Genomic DNA, 20,819 nt, shown 5'->3' on the forward strand with positions numbered 1-20,819 from the left:
ATTGGACAACAATAAAACACAATATAATAAAAACATGGAAAACAACGAACTTTTAGAAATGGTAAGAAGTAAGGCACAAGGATGGCTTACTGAAAGTTATGACGCAGAAACTCGTGCTCAAGTTCAAGCATTGCTGGACAATGAAGACCCGACAGAACTAATCGAATGCTTCTATAAGGACTTGGAATTCGGTACAGGTGGTTTGCGTGGTATTATGGGTGTTGGTTCTAACCGTATGAATATCTATACTGTTGGTGCTGCAACACAAGGTCTTTCAAACTATTTGAAACAGGAATTTTCTGAATTAGACGAAATAAAAGTTGTTATCGGTCACGACTGCCGCAACAATAGCCGTAAGTTTGCTGAAATTTCTGCAGATATTTTCTCTGCAAACGGAATCAAGGTTTATATTTTCGAAAGCCTTCGTCCAACTCCTGAAATGTCATACGCTATCCGTAAACTTGGATGCCAGAGCGGTATTATCCTTACTGCATCTCACAATCCTAAAGAATATAACGGATATAAGGCATACTGGAACGATGGTGCTCAGATGATTGCTCCTCACGACAAAAATACTATTGCTGAAGTAAACAAAATCCGTAACGCAAGCGATATCAAATTCGAAGGTAACAAAAAGCTTATCGAAGTTATTGGTGAGGAAATTGACAACATGTATGTCAACGATTTGAAAACAATTTCTTTGTCACCTGAAGCTATCTCACGTCATAAAGACATGAAGATTGTCTACACTCCTATCCACGGTACAGGTGTGAAACTTGTTCCTCAGGCTTTGGCTGCTTATGGTTTCACTAACATTATCCATGTTCCGGAACAGGACGTTGTAAGCGGCGACTTCCCAACTGTAGTTTCTCCAAATCCTGAAGAACCTGCAGCTTTGGCAATGGCTGTTGAGAAAGCAAAAGAAACTGATGCTGAATTGGTTCTTGCTTCAGACCCTGATGCAGACCGCGTTGGTGCTGCTGTTAAGAACAACGAAGGCGAATGGGTTCTTTTGAACGGTAACCAGACTGCTTTGATGTTCGTTTACTATTTGATCACTCGCTGGAAAGAACTTGGCAAAGTTCAGGGTAAAGAATATATCGTAAAAACTATCGTTACTACTGAAACTATCCGCACTATCGCTGAACGCAACGGTGTTGAAATGTATGACGTTTACACTGGCTTCAAATGGATTGCTAACGTAATGAAACAGAACGAAGGCAAGAAGAATTACATCGGCGGTGGCGAAGAAAGCTACGGTTTCTTGTGCGAAGACTTCGTTCGTGATAAAGATGCTGTTTCTGCATGTGCTATCCTAGCAGAAATCGCTGCTTGGGCTAAGGACCAGGGCATCACAATGTATCAGCTTTTGCAGAAGATTTATGTTGAATATGGCTTCTCAAAAGAAAAAGGTATTTCTGTAGTTAAGAAAGGTAAGAGCGGTGCTGAAGAAATTGAAGCTATGATGAAACATTTCCGTGAAAATCCTCTTACTGAAATCGCTGGTTCAAAAGTTACATATATGTATGACTTTGCAACTTTGAAAGGTAAGGATTATGTTGAAAATGAAGTTATTTCATTGGATATGCCTACAACTTCAAATGTTATCCAGTATTTTACTGAAGACAACACAAAGGTTTCAATCCGTCCTTCAGGAACTGAGCCAAAAATCAAGTTCTATTGCGAAGTTCACTCTAAAGTAAACAGCGTTGACGAACTTGAAGCTGCTGAAAAGGCTGCAAACGAAAAGATTGAAGCAATCAAGGCTTCTCTAGGAATTTAAGCCCATAAATTTTTAGGAGTTTTTGAAATTGTATGAGTTGTATATGCAACCATGCATCTCAAAAACTCTTTTTTATTTATTAAAGTTTCGCAAGTTGCTCTACTTAAAAGTCAACAAGGCTTCAGAGACAAGTTGACAAGGGCAAAACACCTGTAACTTTACAATTTATTATCCAAAAACTCTTGTCAACTTGTTATCTGGAAGTTAAGCTTATTTATTATAGATATGAAATCAAATACCATTCAAATCCAATATGAACAGCTCCATAACAGCGAATTGGGCAAATCAGACAAACAACTGTTTGACTTGGCTGTTGATGCAGCAAAGAAAGCATACGCTCCTTATTCCAAATTCCACGTTGGAGCAGCCGTATTGTTATCCGACGGTACAATTGTATGCGGAAACAATCAGGAAAATATAGCATATCCTTCCGGACTATGCGCGGAAAGAGTGGCTCTTTTTTCTGCCAGCGCGCAATATCCGGACAAAGCAGTCATTGCCATTGCCATAGCTGCAGTATATAATGATACGATAACTGATACTATTTCTCCTTGCGGTTCCTGCTGCCAGGTTTTGCTAGAGACAGAACAGCGCTTCAAACAGGAAATAAGAATTCTCCTATGCGGTAAAGAGGAAACAAAAATATTGAAATCAGTTTCTTCACTGCTGCCTTTCTCTTTCGATTCTTTCTGAAGCAACTCCGTCAACAACTGATAATTTCATATCGGCTAACTGTTCCCTATACATCTTTGGAGACACACCGAGATGTTTCTTCACATATTTTCCGAAAAATGAGATATTGGGGAAATTCTGTTCGTTCACTATTTCCTTTATACTTACATTCTGTTTCTTCAGCAAATATTGGATATCATTCATAACATATTTGTCTATCAGGTCAGAAGCAGTCTGACCTGCCACTTTCTTACATATCACTGATAAATATTTCGGTGTTATATTCAGCTTGTCGGCATAAAACGATACACGCCTTTCTTTTGGATAAGTAGCCATAAGCAAATCTATGAAATCACGGAAAATAGTTTCAGAAGTTGTATAAGTAGGAGCGGAAACACTTATGAAGCGTTCCAATATATCGGTAAACTCATACAGGAAAGCCTGAAACAATGCATCTATCAGCTCACGCTGGTGCGTGCGCTTCTTCCCTACAAGTTTTGAGTAAAGAAGATCATAATAATGACAGAGCAAACCAACCTCTTCTTCTGACAGCGACAAGACCGGAGTATTTTCCAGAAACTTCTTCACTTCCCACGAATCGTTTGACAGCATAGCCCACTGACGTATATACTCAGGAGACATAATAATGCACCGGCAAAAGAAATCAAAACTCACCATACTTTTCTCCAATATTATATTAGGATGGCAAATAAGCAAATCGTTTGCTTTAATCTCATGAGCCTCACCATTTATATATAACGAAGCTTTTCCACGAAGGCAAAGAACAGTCACATGCGACTCAAGTTTAACTACGTCTTCAGAATTCAAACTTTGCAAATCCTCAATTATGGCAAGTCTGTTGTCCATAAAAGAAAGCACTTTTGTCATTATTTCCTCTTTCATATCAGTTTTTCTTTTTCCTGTTGCGAAATAACGAATAAAAAGCCAAAACACAGTGTTACAAATCACCTCATTATTGTCCTGTATTTCCTTTTTAGAAATACAGAAGAAAAAGAGAACACTTATATGGAAAATCGTGTAGCCATATATTGTTCCAAATCTCCTTTATTTGCATCGAAAAAGAAATAAAGACTAGAATTTATAACTATAATTTCAATAATAAAATGAAAAAAGAAATCTTACCTCAGTTCTTGAAACAAGGAAAATTGATTTGTGTGCTTGTTGCCGGCAGTCTGGTGTCATGCAGCCAGCCTCAGGTAAAAGACCATAACCCAAGACCGGTGAAAGTAACCGAAGCCGTTTCTCTTGGAATAGTCGAAAAATCATTCAGTGGAGTTGTTTCGTCAGACCAATTAAGCGACTTAGCATTCAAGATGTCCGGCCCGCTAGTTTCCCTCAATGTTGATGAAGGAGAAAAGGTAAAAGCAGGACAGGTAATTGCCGAAATAGACCCACAGGATTTCAAATGGGAATATGAAGCAAAGAAATCTTCTTTCCAGACAGCCAAAGCTCAGTTGGAAAGAGCAAAACGACTTCTTGCAAAACAGGCAATATCAAAACAGGAATACGAGTCAACCGAAGCTGCATTCTCCAATGCCGAAGCTGCATTCAACTATGCCGGGAATATGCTGGAACAGACAAAGCTTAAAGCTCCTTTCGAAGGCTTCATACAGAAAAAATATGTAGAGAATTATCAGAAGGTTCAGGCAGGTCAGGGAATCGTTTGCCTTATCAATCCTAACAAATTGCTTGTACAATTCACCATGCCTGAGACAAATATGGTCTATTTCTCCACCCCACACGAACTGTTTGTAGAGTTCGACAACTACAAGGGGAAGAAATTCAAGGCTAGCGTAAAGGATTTCGTAGAGGCTTCGCCTGACGGTTCCGGTCTTCCTGTTTATCTGACAATTGACGATAAAGATTTCGACCTTGAGAAATATAAGGTTGCCGTAGGTTTCTCCTGCCGTGTTATACTGAATATCAAGGAGGGAACTTTCGACAGCAACACTGTGCTTGTTCCATTATCGGCAGTCGTGGCAGATACAAAGAGCAATGACAAGTTTGTATTCATCTACAACCAGGGAACTCAGAAAGTTGAGAAACGTAAAATCAAAGATGGCGGACTTGTATCCAGAGACAACGTAATCGTTGCCGAAGGCGTAAAAGCCGGAGAGAAAGTTGTTGTTGCCGGTGCTACAAGACTGGTGGACGAACAGCAGGTTAAATTACTAACAGACTAAAATCATAAAGAAATGAATATACCTAAATATTCTCTTGAGAACAAAAAGGTCATATACTTCTTCCTTGCCATAATGCTTATAGGTGGCGTCATCGCCTTCTTTAAGCTGCCTAAGAAAGAAGACTCTCCTTTCGTTATCAAACAGGCTGTGCTGATGACACAATACCCTGGAGCTGACCCTCTGGAAGTAGAGAAACTGGTAACCGAGCCTATCGAAAGGGAAATCCAGTCAATGTCTGACGTTTTCCAGATTAAATCCGAATCATATTTCGGTATGTCAAAGATTACTATCGAACTTGACCCTACTATCCCACCGGAAAATATGCCTGTTAAATGGGATGAATTGCGAAGAAAAGTCAGCAACATCCAGCCAAAGCTTCCTTCAGGAGCTTCGTCAATCAGTGTGAGTGATGATTTCGGTGACGTGTTCGGTATCTACTACGCTCTCACCGCCGATGACGGTTTCTCCTTCAGGGAGATGAGAGACTGGGCTCAGAAGATAAAGACAGAGCTTACTCCTATCAACGGAGTGCAGAAGGTGTTCCTTTATGGCGAACAGACTGAAGTGGTGAATGTTTCCATTTCCGTTCCAAAACTTGCCAACCTCGGTATCGACCCAAATATGATTCAGCAGACACTCCAGACACAGAATCTGCTTGTCAACACCGGCGAGATAACAACCGGAGCATATCAGCTAAGAGTCCGCACCGAAGGCACATACAACAGTATCGACGACATTCGCAACCAGCTTATAGTCACTAAAAACGGTAATGAAGTCCGCCTTGGCGACATTGCCGAAATTGAACGAGGTTACCTTAATCCTCCTAACAACCTTATGCGTGTGAACGGTATGCGTGCCATAGGTATAGGTGTTGCCACAGGAGCAAAAGATGATGTCGTAGCCGTAGGTAATGCAGTTGAAGAACGGTTGGGAGAAATGAAATCTCTTTTCCCTGTCGGCATGGAACTGGAGTCTATCTATCCTGAAAACCGAATTGCTCACGATGCAAACAACGGATTCATCATAAACCTTATCGAATCCCTGCTTATCGTTATCGTCATTATATTCATGGTGATGGGAACACGTGCCGGAATGCTTGTCGGCAGCTCCCTGCTCTTCTCCGTTGGCGGGACATTGCTCATAATGCTTGTTATGGGCGTTGGACTTAACAGAACCTCACTCGCTGCCTTCATCATCGCAATGGGTATGCTTGTGGACAATGCTATTGTTGTAACCGATAACGCTCAAATAGGAATAAAGCGAGGTATGAGCCGTTATCAGGCGCTGATCGACGGGGCAACAAAACCTCAATGGGCTTTGCTTGGAGCTACGTTTATCGCCGTATGTTCGTTCCTTCCGATGTATATGGCTCCTGCTTCGGTGGCTGAAATCGTAAAGCCGTTGTTTATTGTTCTTGCAGTGTCACTCGGGCTTAGCTGGATTCTTGCCCTCACCCAGACTACAACTTTCGGTAATTTCATACTGAAAGAAGCTTCTCCAGGCGAAACAAAGAATCCTTACGACACCAAGCTTTATCATAAGTTTGAGTTGTTCATACAGAAGCTTATCAAACGCAGATTTGTCACACTTACAACGGTCATAACAACTCTGGTTATCTCGTTCGTAGTAATGGCACTGATGCCTCAGAGCTTCTTCCCGATAATGAACAAGCCATATTTCCGTGCCGACCTGATTTTCCCTGAAGGATACAGCATCAGAGAGGTTGAGAAGAATGTTCTGAAAATCGAAGAATATCTGAAGAACAACGAAAATATAAAGTCTTATTCAGTTACTATGGGCGGTTCTCCTGTCAGATATTATCTGGCCAGCTCGGCAATGGGTCCGAAACCGAATTTCGCCAACATCCTGATTGAGACTAAAGAAGCTGAAGATGCTCCGGCAGAGGAATCAAAGTTCTACGATTATATGGTCGAGAATTATCCGGATATCCTCACCCGTTCGTCTCTATTCGCCTTGTCACCTGTCCCTGATGCAGCAATAGAAATAGGTTTCATAGGCGACAACATCGACACTCTTGTCTCACTCACCGAACAGGCAAAAGCGATTGCCCGCAAATACGACATGGTGATGGAAGTGCGCGACAGCTGGGGAAACAAAGTCCCGGTATGGAAGCCAAACTTCTCTCAGGAAAAAGGTCTGAGACTGGGAATCACACGCCAGCAGGTAGCCTATTCGCTTCGTTCCGCAACCAACGGAATACCTCTTGGAGAATATCGTGAAGGTGATTTGTTCATGCCAATTCTGATGAAAGATGCAGAACTGGATTCAATGAACCTTAACGACGTGAAAACTCTCCCGGTATATAGCGCAAAGGGAAAGAGTGTAAAAGTTGAGCAGGTAATAGACAATTTCCCTCTTGAATACGACTTCAATGTTGTGAAGCGTTACAACAGACAGCGTGCGATGATGATGCAATGCGAAGCCAAACGCGGAGCAAACACAATGGAAGCCTTCTCACATCTGTGGAAAGAAATCCAGGAAAATGTGAAAGTTCCCGAAGGATACAAACTCCAGTATTTCGGAGAACAGCTGGAGCAGGACAAGGGAAACAATGCCATAGCAGCAAACATACCTCTGATGTTCGGTCTGATTTATGTAACCTTGCTGTTGCTTTTCCCTCAGCACTATCGCAAGCCAGTTCTTATCATGCTGATGTTGCCTCTGATATTCATAGGCGTCGTATTCGGTCTGATAGTGTTCGGCAAGTCTCTCGATTTCTTTGCCATGCTCGGTCTCCTCGGACTTATAGGTATGAATATAAAGAATGCCATAGTCCTTGTCGATGAGATTGGCCTGCTGCAATCAGGAGGAATGGAACCTCTCAAGGCTGTAATTGAAGCTACCAAAACGAGAATCGTCCCCGTTACGATGGCTTCAGGAACAACCATCCTCGGTATGCTTCCTTTGCTTGGCGACGCAATGTTTGCCGGAATGGCTGCTACCATAATGGGCGGACTGCTCATATCCACAATATTGACAATATTCGTATTGCCAGTGGCTTATTGTATATTCTTTAAAATTAAAATCTCATAAATATGAAACTCAATATAATTGCCGGATGTATGATACTGGGAAGTCTTTCTGCCTTTGCGCAGGAAGCTCCCGTCACTCTGGATTCATATAAGGAAAAAGTTCTGGACTATAGCCGCCAGATAAAGCAGAGTTCCGAACAGCGTGTTGCAATGCAGGAAGCTATGCGCACGGCAAAGACAGCCTTCTTCCCTGCAATTGATTTCTCAGGAAACTATCAGTACAGGATAAACAAATACGACCTTGCCCTCGGCAGCACCGGCATCGAAATGGACCATAACACCTACAACCTCGGAGCCACAGTGAGCCAGCCGATTTACATGGGAGGCAAAATCTACAACAACTACAAGGCTGCACAGATACAGAGCGAGATTGCAGGCAAATCAGAAGAGCTGACAGTGGATAACATCATATATTCCGCAGACATGAACTACTGGTCTGCCGCTGCACGCAAAGGAATGTACGACGTCATGTGCCAATTTGTTGACATCGTCAAAGAGCTGGAAAAAGTGCTTGAGATGAGATTCAACGACGGTCAGATAAGCAAAACAGACCTTCTCCAGGTGCGTTCCCGTCTGAAAGAGGCTGAGCTCAACAAAAGCAATGCCTACAAGGAATATCAGATTGCCCTGCAAAACATGAATATTCTTATGGGAAAATCTCCAATGGAGCCGGTTAGTCTTGCCGACTCAATAACCCAGGTGATAAGTCTCCCTTCGGTTAAGGACGATGCCGAAAACATACTGTCCAACCGTCCGGACTACAGCATTTCACAGCTCGAGATTGAATATCAGAAAAGAATGGTAAACATTGCAAAATCAAAATACAATCCTTCGCTCTCCATAGGTTTCCAGGGATCATGGGGAACTCCTATGCTCAACGTCAAAGGTTCCGAGCAAATATGGACTCCAACCCTTATGGCAACCCTCAAGATTCCTATTTTCCACTGGGGTGCTCGTTCAAAGGAAGTGAACTCACAAAGAGCAATTCTCCGAAGCAAGGAATATGCTCTCGACCAGACAAGGGACAGAATCTCACAGGAAGTAGCAAATGCATGGACAAGCCTGAGCGAAAACACCAAGCAAATTACCCTGGCTAAAGAAGCCTGCCAGATTGCTGAAGAGAACCTCGAACTGAACACCTTCAGCTACAACGAAGGAAAACTCCCTATCCTTGATGTCCTCTCGGCACAGCTCTCATGGATTCAGTCATACAGCAGCCTGATCCAGACATGGTATCAGCAAAAAGCTGCATTGGCTCAGTATAATAAGGCGGTGAGTTGTAATTGATTGATGAATAAATAAAAAACATATACACGGAATCACTCTGTTTCACTATGATTTCGTGTATAATTTTATTTTATGGAAACATGAATATTTCTTTTATGAAAATTGGAAGAAATAAAGTATTACATATTCACGACTGATTATAAATCATTTATACTTATGTATGAAAACAGAATCCAGATATAAGAAGGAATTTTCAAATGAATCTTGTTCCCTTTACATAAATTTAGAACAGTATCAAAAACAAAATACGTCCGTAAATATTGATAAATATATACGGACGTATTTTAGATTACTTCTATATATATCTGAAAGCTGATATATAAGTATTTTTTTTTGACAATTATATGCTATAAGCGTCGAAGGAACTTCTGTGCAATAGGATCCGACAAGATAGATTCATCTATAACAGAATCTTTAATTATCCTTGTCATACGCTGATGCCATTTAATATCACGCCACATCCCAACAAACTGAGGAGCACAAAAATTGCTCGTAGCTATTGCTCCCCATGCTCCTGTTTGCGAAGCCTTTATTGTTCCAATCTCACAAAGTTCCTTTACCCAATCCCATCCAAGCAAAGGCCAATCTTTATAATCAACAATACCCCAACATTCTGTTGTAGCTAACGGACGCTTCAGTTTTTTTGCAATATCTGCAACGAGCTCAATCTTATCTGTAAGCAATTTCTGCCAATATTCAGGTTTTTCGCGATACAAAGGTTCTGCTTTCCTAACAACCTTTTTATATGCTTCCGGAGAGAAACGCCCGTCACGATAGTCAACTTCTTTATAGAATTCATTACCATTTTGCTGTACCATCCAAATATGATGTTCAAACAAGTCGAGATAATCTTTTGCAAACATTTCTTCATATTTATCAACATCAGCATTATCGAACGAAAACAAAAATGGTATATCTGGATATGACTCTTTCATCATTTTCAAAGCACTCTTAATCCATTTCCAGGACGCTTCTTTATGCCATTGACCCCAATATACATCCGGATGTAATTTTTCGAAATAAGGAGCCCAGATGTTTCCCGGCCACTCATTGCATAAATCAACATACAGAACCGTATCCAACAGACCTCCTTCCTCTATAGATTTCAGAGTCTTGAGCCAATTGTCTGCCATCTTTTCCGGTGAATCAATTTTCATCACCGTGCCTTCTGTATCTTGTCTATACCAGGAAGACAAACCTACTTTAATATCACGTTCACGGCATTTCTCAAGAAATTGATTCAACATTGGCTGAACCTGAACAATATTCAAGTCCGGACTTCCCCACATTTGCTGATTCCAAACCTCGTTCAATGTCCATTTCTTTGTCGGACCGGCGGCAACCAAATGAGGATATGCATCTATTCGGACTGCATTATACCCCCTTACCACAAGTTCGTCTAGTACAGAGTCCCAATCTTCAAATCCTGCGCCGTCCCATCTTCTTTCAAGCCATGAGAAATCCCACATTGTTATTGCCCTAGGACGAACCCGCGCCAATGTTTCTTTAAAATTATCGTTTGATGCTATTTGCTGAGTAGCATTCAAAGCTGAAGTTCCGACAGCTGAAAAAGCAACTGCTGAACCTTTAAAAATAAAATCTCGCCTATTCATGGTATTCTATTATTTTATAATAATATTAGCATTATCAACATCTAAAACAAATTCTTTTCTTTCTTCTGTATTTTCTGCATTGACTTTCACATTATCAAAACAGATATTTTCAGAATGTCTAATAAAAAAACCAAAAGCAGGCAGACCATCAACATTAAACTGATGAGCATCCGGATATCCTGCTGTATTCTCCGGGACTTCACGTTTTGCCATTTCTTCAATTCCTCCACCAATCATACCCAAAGCAATATCTTTCAGATATACATCTTTTATTCTATGTCCCGGTATTCCTGAAATCATAGAACCTTGGCGCAGATTTCTGCTGCCATCAACTGATTTAATAATTATATTCTTCAAATATCCGGGAGAAGGTTTGCTCTGTCCGGGCATCACACGGCATCTGTCACCTATCCTGATAAATATCGGGCATCTTGACTGATTGATTCTTATATCCTCAATCAATATATTTTCCGCATTTCCTCCATCAACTGTTGCTAAAGTAAGACCTGTACTGGATTCGTGACCGGAAATAGACACCATATCATCAGGAACACCACCAAGTGTAACATTTCTAATAACAACATTTCTGAAATCGCCCTGAGTGTCAGTTCCCAGCTTAAAAGCATTGCATGTTGATACAAAAGTAGAATTTTCGATAAGAACATTTTCTGTCGGCAAACCACTGCCTCCTTTCAAACACATTGCATCATCTTCTGAATTGATAAAGCAATTACGGACTATTACGTTTCGACATCCATCAGGATCAAGACCATCATTATTAAAATTTGCCTGATTGATTACTTTTATGCCATCAAAAATCAAATTATTACAAGCTATATAATTCTGCATCCACGAAGCTGAATTATGCAAAAATATATCTTTAACAACAATATTTTCACATTCAACCATTCTTATTCCCATCGGACGGTCTTTGATGGGACCTACAGTTTGAGGGCTTGAGAAATGTTTCTTTTCTCCTCGGAAATAGATTTCACCTTTTCCACAAATTCCAATATTATTAGCTTTCTCTGCAAAAATCAAAGATTGTCTGAAACGGTGATTTTCACTCATCACACTTTTGAAATCTTCGATCATATCCGGATAATCTTTTATATCAGTGCTTCCCAACAATCGGGAGTTCTCTGAAACTTCAAGCATTACACCTGATTTTATGATTATTGTTCCTGTTACATAATCTCCTTTCGAAAGAAGAACTGTTCCTCCTCCGCTATTTGAACAAGCATCAATTGCTGACTGAATCTGAGCTGTATTCAAAGTAACACCATCAGCTTTTGCACCATACGTCTCAACCGGAAATACTGAATCCGGCACATTCCATGGTTTTAAATTACAAGTCAGACTGTCAGCCATATTCTCCAACCGGGTTTCCATATCTGATGTCCATGACGGAGATGTATTTTTTTGTACACAGCTTGAGAAAGCCATTAATATCGAAAGTAAAAATATATTTTTCATGTCTTATTCTGTTTTAAATAATACAATTTTGAAAAAAGGGTTAAAATCGATAATCACATCGACCTTAACCCAAAACCACAAAACTACTCAGCAACTTCCTTTAATCTATACATTACTTTGTTATAATAATAAACTTACTAAGATAGCACACACAAAATGGAAAGTCACTTTCTTACTATAATTGTTCAATTTTAAAATAGTCTATATCTAATCCTCCGGTTCCATTATAAATTCTTATTTCATTATCACCTTCTTGAAGTTCGATAATACCTAAATCAAGTTCTTTAAATTCTGATGACTGAGGGAAAACTATATCTTTAATTTCTGTTCTAAACCCAATCAAAAGATTATGTTTTTCGTCTTTATGAGGAGCAGCATAAGAAACTTTCAATCTGTACTTACCTTTCTTTGCAACTTGTGCAAGAACTTCTACATAATCATTTTTACCATCAAAACCAGTCACATACCCATCACCTGAAAAACCTTTCCTATAGTTATCAACGTAGGTACGATTAAGAGTTCCTCCTGCTGCTCTTCCATTTTCAGCTTCAAGCCAAATCGTAACATTTGTCTTTGGAGCCAAACCTAAACCTTTTTCTGTGGGTATTATTTTTTTGATTTTACCATCTTTATCATACTCCAGATAATCCATCATCACACTTCGGCATGTGCTGTTACCTTCAGACAACCATGAAGAATGATAAAAAGCCAGCCATTTATCACCATATTTTATAACAGAACCATGGTTAGTTCCAGCCTGTCCATCAAATTTTCCGATATATTCTCCTTGGAATTCATAAGGGCCCAGTGGTTTGTCTGCAATCGCATAATACATAACCTCCGGCCATTCACCACCCGGAAGTCCCGGATATGTCATATAGTATTTTCCATTATATTTATGACACCACAAACCTTCGAATACATCCTTCAGCTGTGATGTAAGCTCAACCATTGTTTCTGATTTGATCGACATCAAATCGTCATTCAACTCAGCACCATAACCTTTTCCTCCGCATCCCCAAAACAAGTAAGGTTTGCCATCATCATCTATAAACAGAGATGGGTCCTGTCCCCAGTCAACACCTTTGATATACCCTATATCTTCAAACGGACCTTGAGGTTTATCACTAATAGCCATTCCTGTTCGGAATATACCTGAACCCTTTTCTTTCATACAATAAACCAGATAAAACTTGTTTCTGTATTGAACAGCATCAATAGCCCAAGCATGATTCTCAGCCCAACTTACATCTTTGAAATGTAACACACGTCCATAATCAACCCAATTTACAAGGTCTGTTGTTGAAAAAACATGATAATCCGACATTGTATAATGTGAATTAGTTCCAGGTTCATCATGCGAGGTGTACAACCATAACCTATTGTCTCCTTCCCAAACGTGAGCTGAAGGGTCTGCAGTATATAAATGTGTAAATACCGGATTCTGTCCGTAAACAGCTCCCACACAAAATAAAGCTAATAGTAAAAGATTACGTTTCATTTTAAAGTAACATTGTTTTATTTTTAAACATTGCAAACCGGATCAGTTTTATCATGAAAAAGAACTATTAAAATCCGGTCTGCATCTGTTTAAAAAGATGAATAAACAAATCTCAACTTTTTGATACCTTATTCATTTAAGTTAAAAGTCCGAGAGCAAAGGTATGGCTTTCAACAAAAAACGCTTAACACTTATGTTACTTATAAAATTATACTATGTTACATTTTTTCTGAATTCTCTTTAGAGGCATATACACTAGGCGAAACTCCATAAGTTTCCTTGAAACAATTGGTAAAATATTGCTGCGAATTAAACCCTACAGCAAATACCACTTCTGATATTGATATATTTTTAGTACGCAACAAATAGGCAGCATGTTCCAGCCTGATGTTTCTCAAATACACACTTGGAGATTGCTGATACAATTCTTTCAATTTTCTGTGAAGATGCACTCTGCTTATTCCGCACTCAGCGCTCAATTCTTCTATTGAAAGAGAAGAATCACCAATTCTTTCCTTTATTTTCGCATTCAATTTTTCTATCAGCTTGTCATCTGCACTCTTCACATCATATGTTTCATCTATTTTGCGATTATTCTGAACTTCTGATTTTTGTACTTTATAATGAATGCTTCTTTGTAGCAAATTATTTATCTGAGCTATCAAATGTGACAGCTCAAACGGTTTAGCCAAATAAGCATCTGCACCTTTCTGCAAACCACTTACAAAATCCTCAACACAAGCCTTTGCCGTCAACAGAATAACCGGAATATCACAAACATTAGGATTACTTCTAAGTTTCTTCATCATTTCCAAACCGTTTATTTCCGGCATCATGATATCTGAAATTATAATATCCGGCAGCTCTTTTACAGCCATATCATATCCAATCTTACCATTCACCGCTGTAAAAACCTGATAATATTTCCCCAGTTCAAGTTTCAAATAAGAACGTATATCCTCATCGTCTTCAACAATCAGAACCTTATATTTTTTCTTTCTTCCTATAGTATTTTCATCAAACGGAATAGCTATATCCGATTCAATCATTGTCTTTTCCGAAAATAATACAGACTCTTCAAATCTTGCATTTTCTTCATTATGCTTTTTCTCGCTTTCGTTGTAAGATTCCTCTTTAAAAGGTAAAACAAACATAAAACATGAGCCTTTACCCAATTCGCTTTGCACAGAAATCTCTCCATGATGCATCTCAACAAGACTTTTCGTAAGATGTAGTCCTATTCCTGAACCATTATTTCCTACGCCCGTTTGATCCTCAACCCTATAAAAACGATTGAAAATACTGTTTATGTTTTTCTTTGAAATGCCAATACCCGTGTCTTCTATCTCAAATTTGATAAAATTCTCATCCTTTCTATACACTCTGACATTAACCTCTCCTTTTGCCGGCGTATATTTTACAGCATTCGACACTAGATTATATATTATCTTATCAAGTATATCAATGTCAAAATAAGAATATTCAGGTAAATCATTCATCTCCAGATGAAGCTGTAAACCTTTATCTTCAACCATACCTCGGAAAGAATCAATAGTATCTGAAATAAAATTATCAAGGTTAACTCTTTCAACCTTCAATGACATTTGCCCTTTCTCAAGTTTCCTTAAATCCAAAAGCTGATTTACCATTCGAAGAATACGCATTCCATTCTTATACATTATATGATATGAAACTGCAGTATGAGAATTATGCTCGTTTGACATTAATTTTTTTAATGGAGAAAGTATTAATGTAAGAGGTGTTCGGATTTCATGAGAAATATCTGTAAACATCTGCAAACGTGCCTGCGAAATTTTCTCCCTTTGCTGTTGCTCCAAAATTTGTCTTTTTTCCTTTATTCTGGATTTTATAATCTTAAATACCAAAACAACAATAAGAATAAGGATAATAAAATATATGGTTTTAGCCCAAAAAGACAACCAAAATGGAGGTTTCACCAATATATGTAAACTTTTCTCAACAGCAAGAGATTCATCTCCAATGAAAGCTCTGACTTTAAAAACATAATCTCCGGGATGAAGATTAGTATATACAGATCTCTGTAAATCTCCAATTGTTGTATTCCATGTTTCATCAAACCCCTCTAATTTATATTTGTAAGTTACAATTGACGGATTTGAAAACACGAATGCATCATAATCTATTGAAATACTATTCTGTTTATACGACAAAACTATTTCTTCAACTTCATTCAACGATTTATTCAATATTACGTTTCCGGCAACAGTATCATTAATTCCAATCTTTTTTTCTGCCAGATAAAGATTGGAGAACGTAATCTCAGAAACTTTTTTCTCATATTTTAATTTTTGAGGATTAAAGAATATTATTCCTTTATTTCCTCCAAAATACATGATTCCATTATCGGCAAATACAGAAGATCGCTCTTTATATTGTATATTTTCCACTCCCTGGCGTTCATCATAGTCAATAAACTCTTCTTTCGAAACATCAAAACGTGCCAATCCTCCATTTGTGCTAATCCAAAGACCTGTAGAAGGATCATATTCCATACTCATTATGAAATTATCAGGAAGACCATCTTTATCCGTGTAAAATCTAATTTCTTTTTTCTCTAAATCCAAACTATTCAAGCCACTTCTGGTTCCTGCCCACAATTTCCCGTTTCCATCAAAACAAACCACCATTATTTGGTTATTTACAAACTGGTGGAACATAGGGTTATTAATAACAACTCCCGTTTCAATGTCAATGCAGTTAACACCATAACCCGTACCAATCCACAATTTATCATTATCCAAAGCTAAGCTATTAATAAAGTTATTGCTTATCCTGAAATCATCATTTTCTGAATCTGAAGCATAAAATATCAAGCGGTCACTATCGGCACATTTCTTTACCAAACCACCGCCCTGAGTCGCAAACCATATATTTTTATACTTGTCCTCAGCTATGTCTACTATATGATAATTAAGCAAAAAACCATCTTTTTTCATTGGCAACTGTTTATATTGGTCTTTAGCCGGGTTGTAAACATATACGCCATGTAAATATGTTCCAATATATACCATACCTTCCGAATCTTGAAGAATTGAGGTAATGACATTTTCGTCAGGCAGTATTCGTTTCACAACACTATAATTCCCCTGTTCTTGTTTCATAATGTATAATCCACCACCATTTGTTCCAACCCATAATTTATTATCAGAATCAACAATAACAGACAAAATACTGTTATCGGAGATATTACGCTTGTCAGAGAAATAATCATTTTCGATAGTCCTTATACCAGAAACATTTCCTGGTATAACAACTAAACCCTTTTCTATATAAGGAACCCATATATTACCATTCTTATCTTCAAAAAGGCATGATATTTTGCCTTTTCTGTGGTTGAAACCTGTGTTTCCTATCTCAAACCGTTCTATAGAACCCTCGTCCTCATCAAGTTGCCACAATCCATATCCTTCTGTTCCAATCCATATTCTTCCCTTTGAGTCCTTAATTATAGAATGAGACATTTTTATTGCAGAGCGAGCCTCACCTGCTACATGTATCTGATTAAACTCATAAGTTAATGTATCGAAAGAAAAAATCCCGCCGTCAAGAACCGAAAGCCATATTTTCCCATTGCTGCCATTACACATTGAAACAATTCTTTTTCCACGAAATCCTTCAATGGAATATTCCCGAATTTCATTAGAATCAACATTATAGCTAAGCAAAACACCATTGTCCCCTCCTATCCATAATTTATCTCCCACAAGCATGCAACACAGAGGAACACAATCAAATATTTCATCCCGGAAACAATTAGCAACCTGAAGATTTAAAGTATTGATTTTATAAAAGCCTTGTCTGCTCAAAACCCATAAAGAACCATTATCCCGGTCTTCCACCATAGCCACCAAAGACAAACCTCTATTTTCGGCATTCGACAACGAAAACTCTTTGAAACTTTCTGTCTGTTTATCATATAGAGATAATTTCTCTCCTCCCATTATCCAAAAATGTCCATTCCCGTCTTCTAAAGAGGATATTACATAATTGTTGGGGATAGATAAACTATCTGCATAAGAATGCATATATGATTTACCTAATTTACCGGACAAACGGTTCAATCCATAATCCGTTGACAGCCAAATATAATTATTACTATCCTGATATATATTATGCACACTTTTCCAATTCGACAATTCCCCGCCAATAGGTATAAAACGAATATTAGATGCTTCTGAACAGGGGAATATTATTGCAAACAAAAAAATATACAAAAGACGAAATATATTCATAACCAATATCTCTAATTATTTATGAATTCAAAGTTACACTTTTAATCATATAACTTGCAAGCGTATATATCTTTATACTTAAAAAACGGGCCAACAACTGTTTTTTTAATGAATTAAAAACAGTGTCAACCCGTCAATTGATGAACTAAATATAAAACCCCAAAATCAATTTTACTTATTGAAGAATATTTGATTATCACCCTTAGGTGTAATGTCTATTTTATCCAATTCAACATCATGAACATCATCAAAAACAAACGCAGGTCTGAAATCTTTATCTTTCAATGAGACTTTGATATTTTTCATCTTCAATCCCTTTGTATGCCTAACATAAAATGCCCATGAAGGAAGTTCTCCAAACATCGAATATTCCGGATAATGATTTATGTTTTCAGGAACACTTTCAACTCTCCATGTAGGTATATAAGCAATACCCTTCGAAGCTCGTCCCGGATAAACAATCTCTATATCCTCGATAGTAACATTCTCAACATAGTTTCCCGGTATTCCCGTAATAGATGAAGGTATCGGATTATGAGGGAAAGACAATCTCGGACCTTTCATATCATAGTTTATGTCTGCATCTTCATAAGGCACTTCAACTTTCATCTTTCCGATATATACGTTCTTTATTGAACCAGGTTTTCCTCTGCGGTTACCAACACGTATAAATATTGCATTACCTGTATTTTCAGCAACAACATTCTCAACATGAACTCCATCAATGAATCCTCCGTCAACAGCTTCAATAGCTATAGCAGAACGATATGTGTCTTTTACCTTTATCCTTTCTATTTTCGTATTTTTGAAACCACCCCACGAAGCCGTACCGAACTTCACCGCACTTGCGCTTGTCACAATCTCACAATCTGCTATATAAATTGAATCATTATAATATCCCGGATAGTAAGATTTAAGGCATATTCCGTCATCAGCCGTATTCACATAGCAGTTCGTAACCCTCACATTCCGGCAATCTGTTATATCCATTCCATCGTTATTCCAGTAAGCACGGCTTTCTACTTTCAAACCATCAAGAACCAAGTTTCTGCATATCTCGTATGTCTGCACCCAGCATGCCGAATTCTTTATGTTGATTCCACGCACTTCAACATTATTACACATCATGAAATTAATAATCTTCGGTCTGAATCTTTCACCCATCCTGCTGGAATAGTTGCTGTCAACCCTTTCTCCAATATGATGAAGGCTGTCACCATACAAAGCTAACTCACGTCCCTGACCGTCAATAGTTCCTTTACCTGTTATTGAAAAATTTTCTGCGCCATAAGCCAAAAGCAAAGCCAGTTTGGAATTATCTGTACTGTTTGGTGAAACCGGCGCTCCTTCAGGTTCTAAAGTAGTATAGTGATATGGGTTAACACTGCCCAGCAATACAGCATTCTCTTCCAGACGAAGATGAACATTATTTTTCATCACCAAACTGCCGGACAGAAATTTACCTTCCGGAATTACAACTATACCACCATTCGAAGCTGAAGCTTTATCAATAGCTTTCTGTATGGCTTCAGTATTCAGTGTAGTTCCATCACCTTTGGCTCCAAAATCTCTTACATCAAAAACTTTGCTTTTTTCAGGTGAATCAAAGAAACGTTTTCTATATTCTTTCATTTCACTTTCAAAAACACTTGACGGATAATCATACATCTTCACAAAGTCTTTGATAGCCTTATCACTGTTATCCTTTTTCATTCCCTTATATGGGATATATGGAGATCCTGAAAGGTCATTTTTCCAGTCTGAGTTATACCAACTGGCAACCCATGCCACACGTCCTGCTTCCGGATTATCCACCAATATATCCCACACATACTTAGTCCAAAAGTCAGGATATAGCTGGGGATAACGTGGAACACCGTCGTCCGTTGGTCTGCAACCTACCTCCGTCCATGCAGCAACTTTATCATGCTCTGCCGCATAGTTACATATCTTTGTAAGATTCTCAATTAATTTTTCTTTTGGGTAATAATCTGTCAATCCAGGCTCATAAATATCCAGACCAATTATATCAACGTAATCATCACCGGGATAAAACGAAAAATCAGCATACTTATCCGGTGCCCAGCAATACAACACATTGTCAACTCCATTCTTTCTCAAATAGTCAACAGTCAGTCTGAACAGTTTCTTATAATTTTCTGCGCCAATCTGCGCGCCCCACCAAAACCATTCTCCAGTCATTTCGTGAAATGGTCTGAACACAACCGGACAACCGATTTCTTTAAATAAAGGTATAGCATACTTATCATATCTGTCGAGATACCAATCCAGAATTTTGTTTGTATTTCTGTCCGGATTTGAAAGAATTTCTGAAGCCAAATCATAATCCGCACTTTTCTGCCCATTCTTCATTGCATAGAATGAATTTGAATGCGGGCCTTTCAAATGCCAGCAGTAACCTATCACCGCACCTCTTTCCCATGCAGCCTTCATAGCCACAACATCATATCTGTGGAAAGCTGTATCTTGCTCATACCACATAAAATCACTTTCATGAAATGCCGGATGATCACCAGTAATATCCTTGCAGTCGGAAGTATTATAATTACTGTTCAATGGTCCCTCTGTAAATCCTATTGTCGTAGGATTTGCCATACCAAACATTATCTTTCTCTCATCAACCATTTGCTTCAGCATGGCATACAATTTTTCTGTTTCCCCATTCTTCACAGAAACAGTCTGTGCACACACATAATCGGCAAAACAACAAAGCAGAATAAATATCAGTCTTTTCATATATTATTATTTTTATAAATATAAGACGAAACAAAGTCAGATAATAACAATACATATACTATCAATACAACTTAATCAAGTCTGATAAAATATTAACGTTTAATATCATTCATATAAAACTCAAAAATCATATAATAGAATCTATGCAAAGATATTATATATGACAATAATAAAAATTACAACTTCAATTCTAAAACTA

At 38.3% G+C, this 20,819-nt stretch carries 11 protein-coding genes; 5 read left to right on the plus strand and 6 right to left on the minus strand.

Features of this window, described 5'->3' with window-relative positions:
• Positions 1-34: 34 nt before the first annotated feature.
• Positions 35-1,783: a phospho-sugar mutase gene (locus ACYIAR_RS04410; RefSeq protein ID WP_480332313.1), complete on the plus strand. Its 1,749-nt coding sequence runs from the start codon at positions 35-37 to the stop codon at positions 1,781-1,783.
• Between the two features lie 225 nt (positions 1,784-2,008).
• The gene (locus ACYIAR_RS04415; protein ID WP_480332314.1) at positions 2,009-2,476 is read left to right on the plus strand and encodes a cytidine deaminase; all 468 of its coding nucleotides are present in this window, start codon (positions 2,009-2,011) and stop codon (positions 2,474-2,476) included.
• Here ACYIAR_RS04415 and ACYIAR_RS04420 read toward each other — a convergent pair.
• Complete coding sequence (locus tag ACYIAR_RS04420) at positions 2,444-3,358, minus strand: helix-turn-helix domain-containing protein (RefSeq protein ID WP_480332315.1); 915 nt, start codon at positions 3,356-3,358, stop codon at positions 2,444-2,446. The two genes, ACYIAR_RS04415 and ACYIAR_RS04420, sit on opposite strands and share 33 nt — an antisense overlap.
• Positions 3,359-3,579: 221 nt before the next feature.
• On the opposite strand from ACYIAR_RS04420, the gene ACYIAR_RS04425 reads away from it, so the two are divergent.
• The 3 genes from ACYIAR_RS04425 to ACYIAR_RS04435 are packed head-to-tail and all read left to right on the plus strand — an operon-like array spanning position 3,580 to position 8,999.
• Positions 3,580-4,659: an efflux RND transporter periplasmic adaptor subunit gene (locus ACYIAR_RS04425; protein ID WP_480332316.1), complete on the plus strand. Its 1,080-nt coding sequence runs from the start codon at positions 3,580-3,582 to the stop codon at positions 4,657-4,659.
• Between the two features lie 12 nt (positions 4,660-4,671).
• Positions 4,672-7,713, plus strand: a complete 3,042-nt coding sequence (locus ACYIAR_RS04430) for an efflux RND transporter permease subunit (protein WP_480332317.1) — start codon at positions 4,672-4,674, stop codon at positions 7,711-7,713.
• 2 nt (positions 7,714-7,715) lie between these two features.
• Positions 7,716-8,999, plus strand: coding sequence for a TolC family protein (locus tag ACYIAR_RS04435; protein ID WP_480332318.1), 1,284 nt, complete (start codon positions 7,716-7,718; stop codon positions 8,997-8,999).
• 347 nt (positions 9,000-9,346) lie between these two features.
• Here ACYIAR_RS04435 and ACYIAR_RS04440 read toward each other — a convergent pair whose 3' ends face one another.
• The 5 genes from ACYIAR_RS04440 to ACYIAR_RS04460 all read right to left on the minus strand — a co-directional run bounded on the left by ACYIAR_RS04440 (position 9,347) and on the right by ACYIAR_RS04460 (position 20,620).
• On the minus strand, positions 9,347-10,612 hold the full coding sequence (locus ACYIAR_RS04440) for a cellulase-like family protein (protein WP_480332319.1): 1,266 nt from the start codon (positions 10,610-10,612) through the stop codon (positions 9,347-9,349).
• 9 nt (positions 10,613-10,621) lie between these two features.
• On the minus strand, positions 10,622-12,088 hold the full coding sequence (locus ACYIAR_RS04445; protein WP_480332320.1) for a glycoside hydrolase family 28 protein: 1,467 nt from the start codon (positions 12,086-12,088) through the stop codon (positions 10,622-10,624).
• Positions 12,089-12,263: 175 nt separating this feature from the next.
• Positions 12,264-13,589, minus strand: coding sequence for a family 43 glycosylhydrolase (locus ACYIAR_RS04450; RefSeq protein WP_480332321.1), 1,326 nt, complete (start codon positions 13,587-13,589; stop codon positions 12,264-12,266).
• Between the two features lie 218 nt (positions 13,590-13,807).
• Positions 13,808-17,749, minus strand: a complete 3,942-nt coding sequence (locus ACYIAR_RS04455; RefSeq protein ID WP_480332322.1) for a hybrid sensor histidine kinase/response regulator transcription factor — start codon at positions 17,747-17,749, stop codon at positions 13,808-13,810.
• A gap of 285 nt (positions 17,750-18,034) precedes the next feature.
• A complete protein-coding gene (locus ACYIAR_RS04460) occupies positions 18,035-20,620 on the minus strand; it encodes a glycosyl hydrolase (RefSeq protein WP_480332324.1) in 2,586 nt (861 codons plus the stop codon).
• Positions 20,621-20,819: the final 199 nt, after the last annotated feature.

This window comes from Parabacteroides sp. KHUB-01 (genome assembly GCF_056640935.1).

Bases quoted from the DNA above. Each gene is read 5' to 3' on its own strand.
- ACYIAR_RS04410 (WP_480332313.1), top strand. From the start codon at position 35: ATGGAAAACAACGAACTTTTAGAAATGGTAAGAAGTAAGGCACAAGGA.
- ACYIAR_RS04415 (WP_480332314.1), top strand. From the start codon at position 2,009: ATGAAATCAAATACCATTCAAATCCAATATGAACAGCTCCATAACAGC.
- ACYIAR_RS04420 (WP_480332315.1), bottom strand. From the start codon at position 3,358: ATGAAAGAGGAAATAATGACAAAAGTGCTTTCTTTTATGGACAACAGA.
- ACYIAR_RS04425 (WP_480332316.1), top strand. From the start codon at position 3,580: ATGAAAAAAGAAATCTTACCTCAGTTCTTGAAACAAGGAAAATTGATT.
- ACYIAR_RS04430 (WP_480332317.1), top strand. From the start codon at position 4,672: ATGAATATACCTAAATATTCTCTTGAGAACAAAAAGGTCATATACTTC.
- ACYIAR_RS04435 (WP_480332318.1), top strand. From the start codon at position 7,716: ATGAAACTCAATATAATTGCCGGATGTATGATACTGGGAAGTCTTTCT.
- ACYIAR_RS04440 (WP_480332319.1), bottom strand. From the start codon at position 10,612: ATGAATAGGCGAGATTTTATTTTTAAAGGTTCAGCAGTTGCTTTTTCA.
- ACYIAR_RS04445 (WP_480332320.1), bottom strand. From the start codon at position 12,088: ATGAAAAATATATTTTTACTTTCGATATTAATGGCTTTCTCAAGCTGT.
- ACYIAR_RS04450 (WP_480332321.1), bottom strand. From the start codon at position 13,589: ATGAAACGTAATCTTTTACTATTAGCTTTATTTTGTGTGGGAGCTGTT.
- ACYIAR_RS04460 (WP_480332324.1), bottom strand. From the start codon at position 20,620: ATGAAAAGACTGATATTTATTCTGCTTTGTTGTTTTGCCGATTATGTG.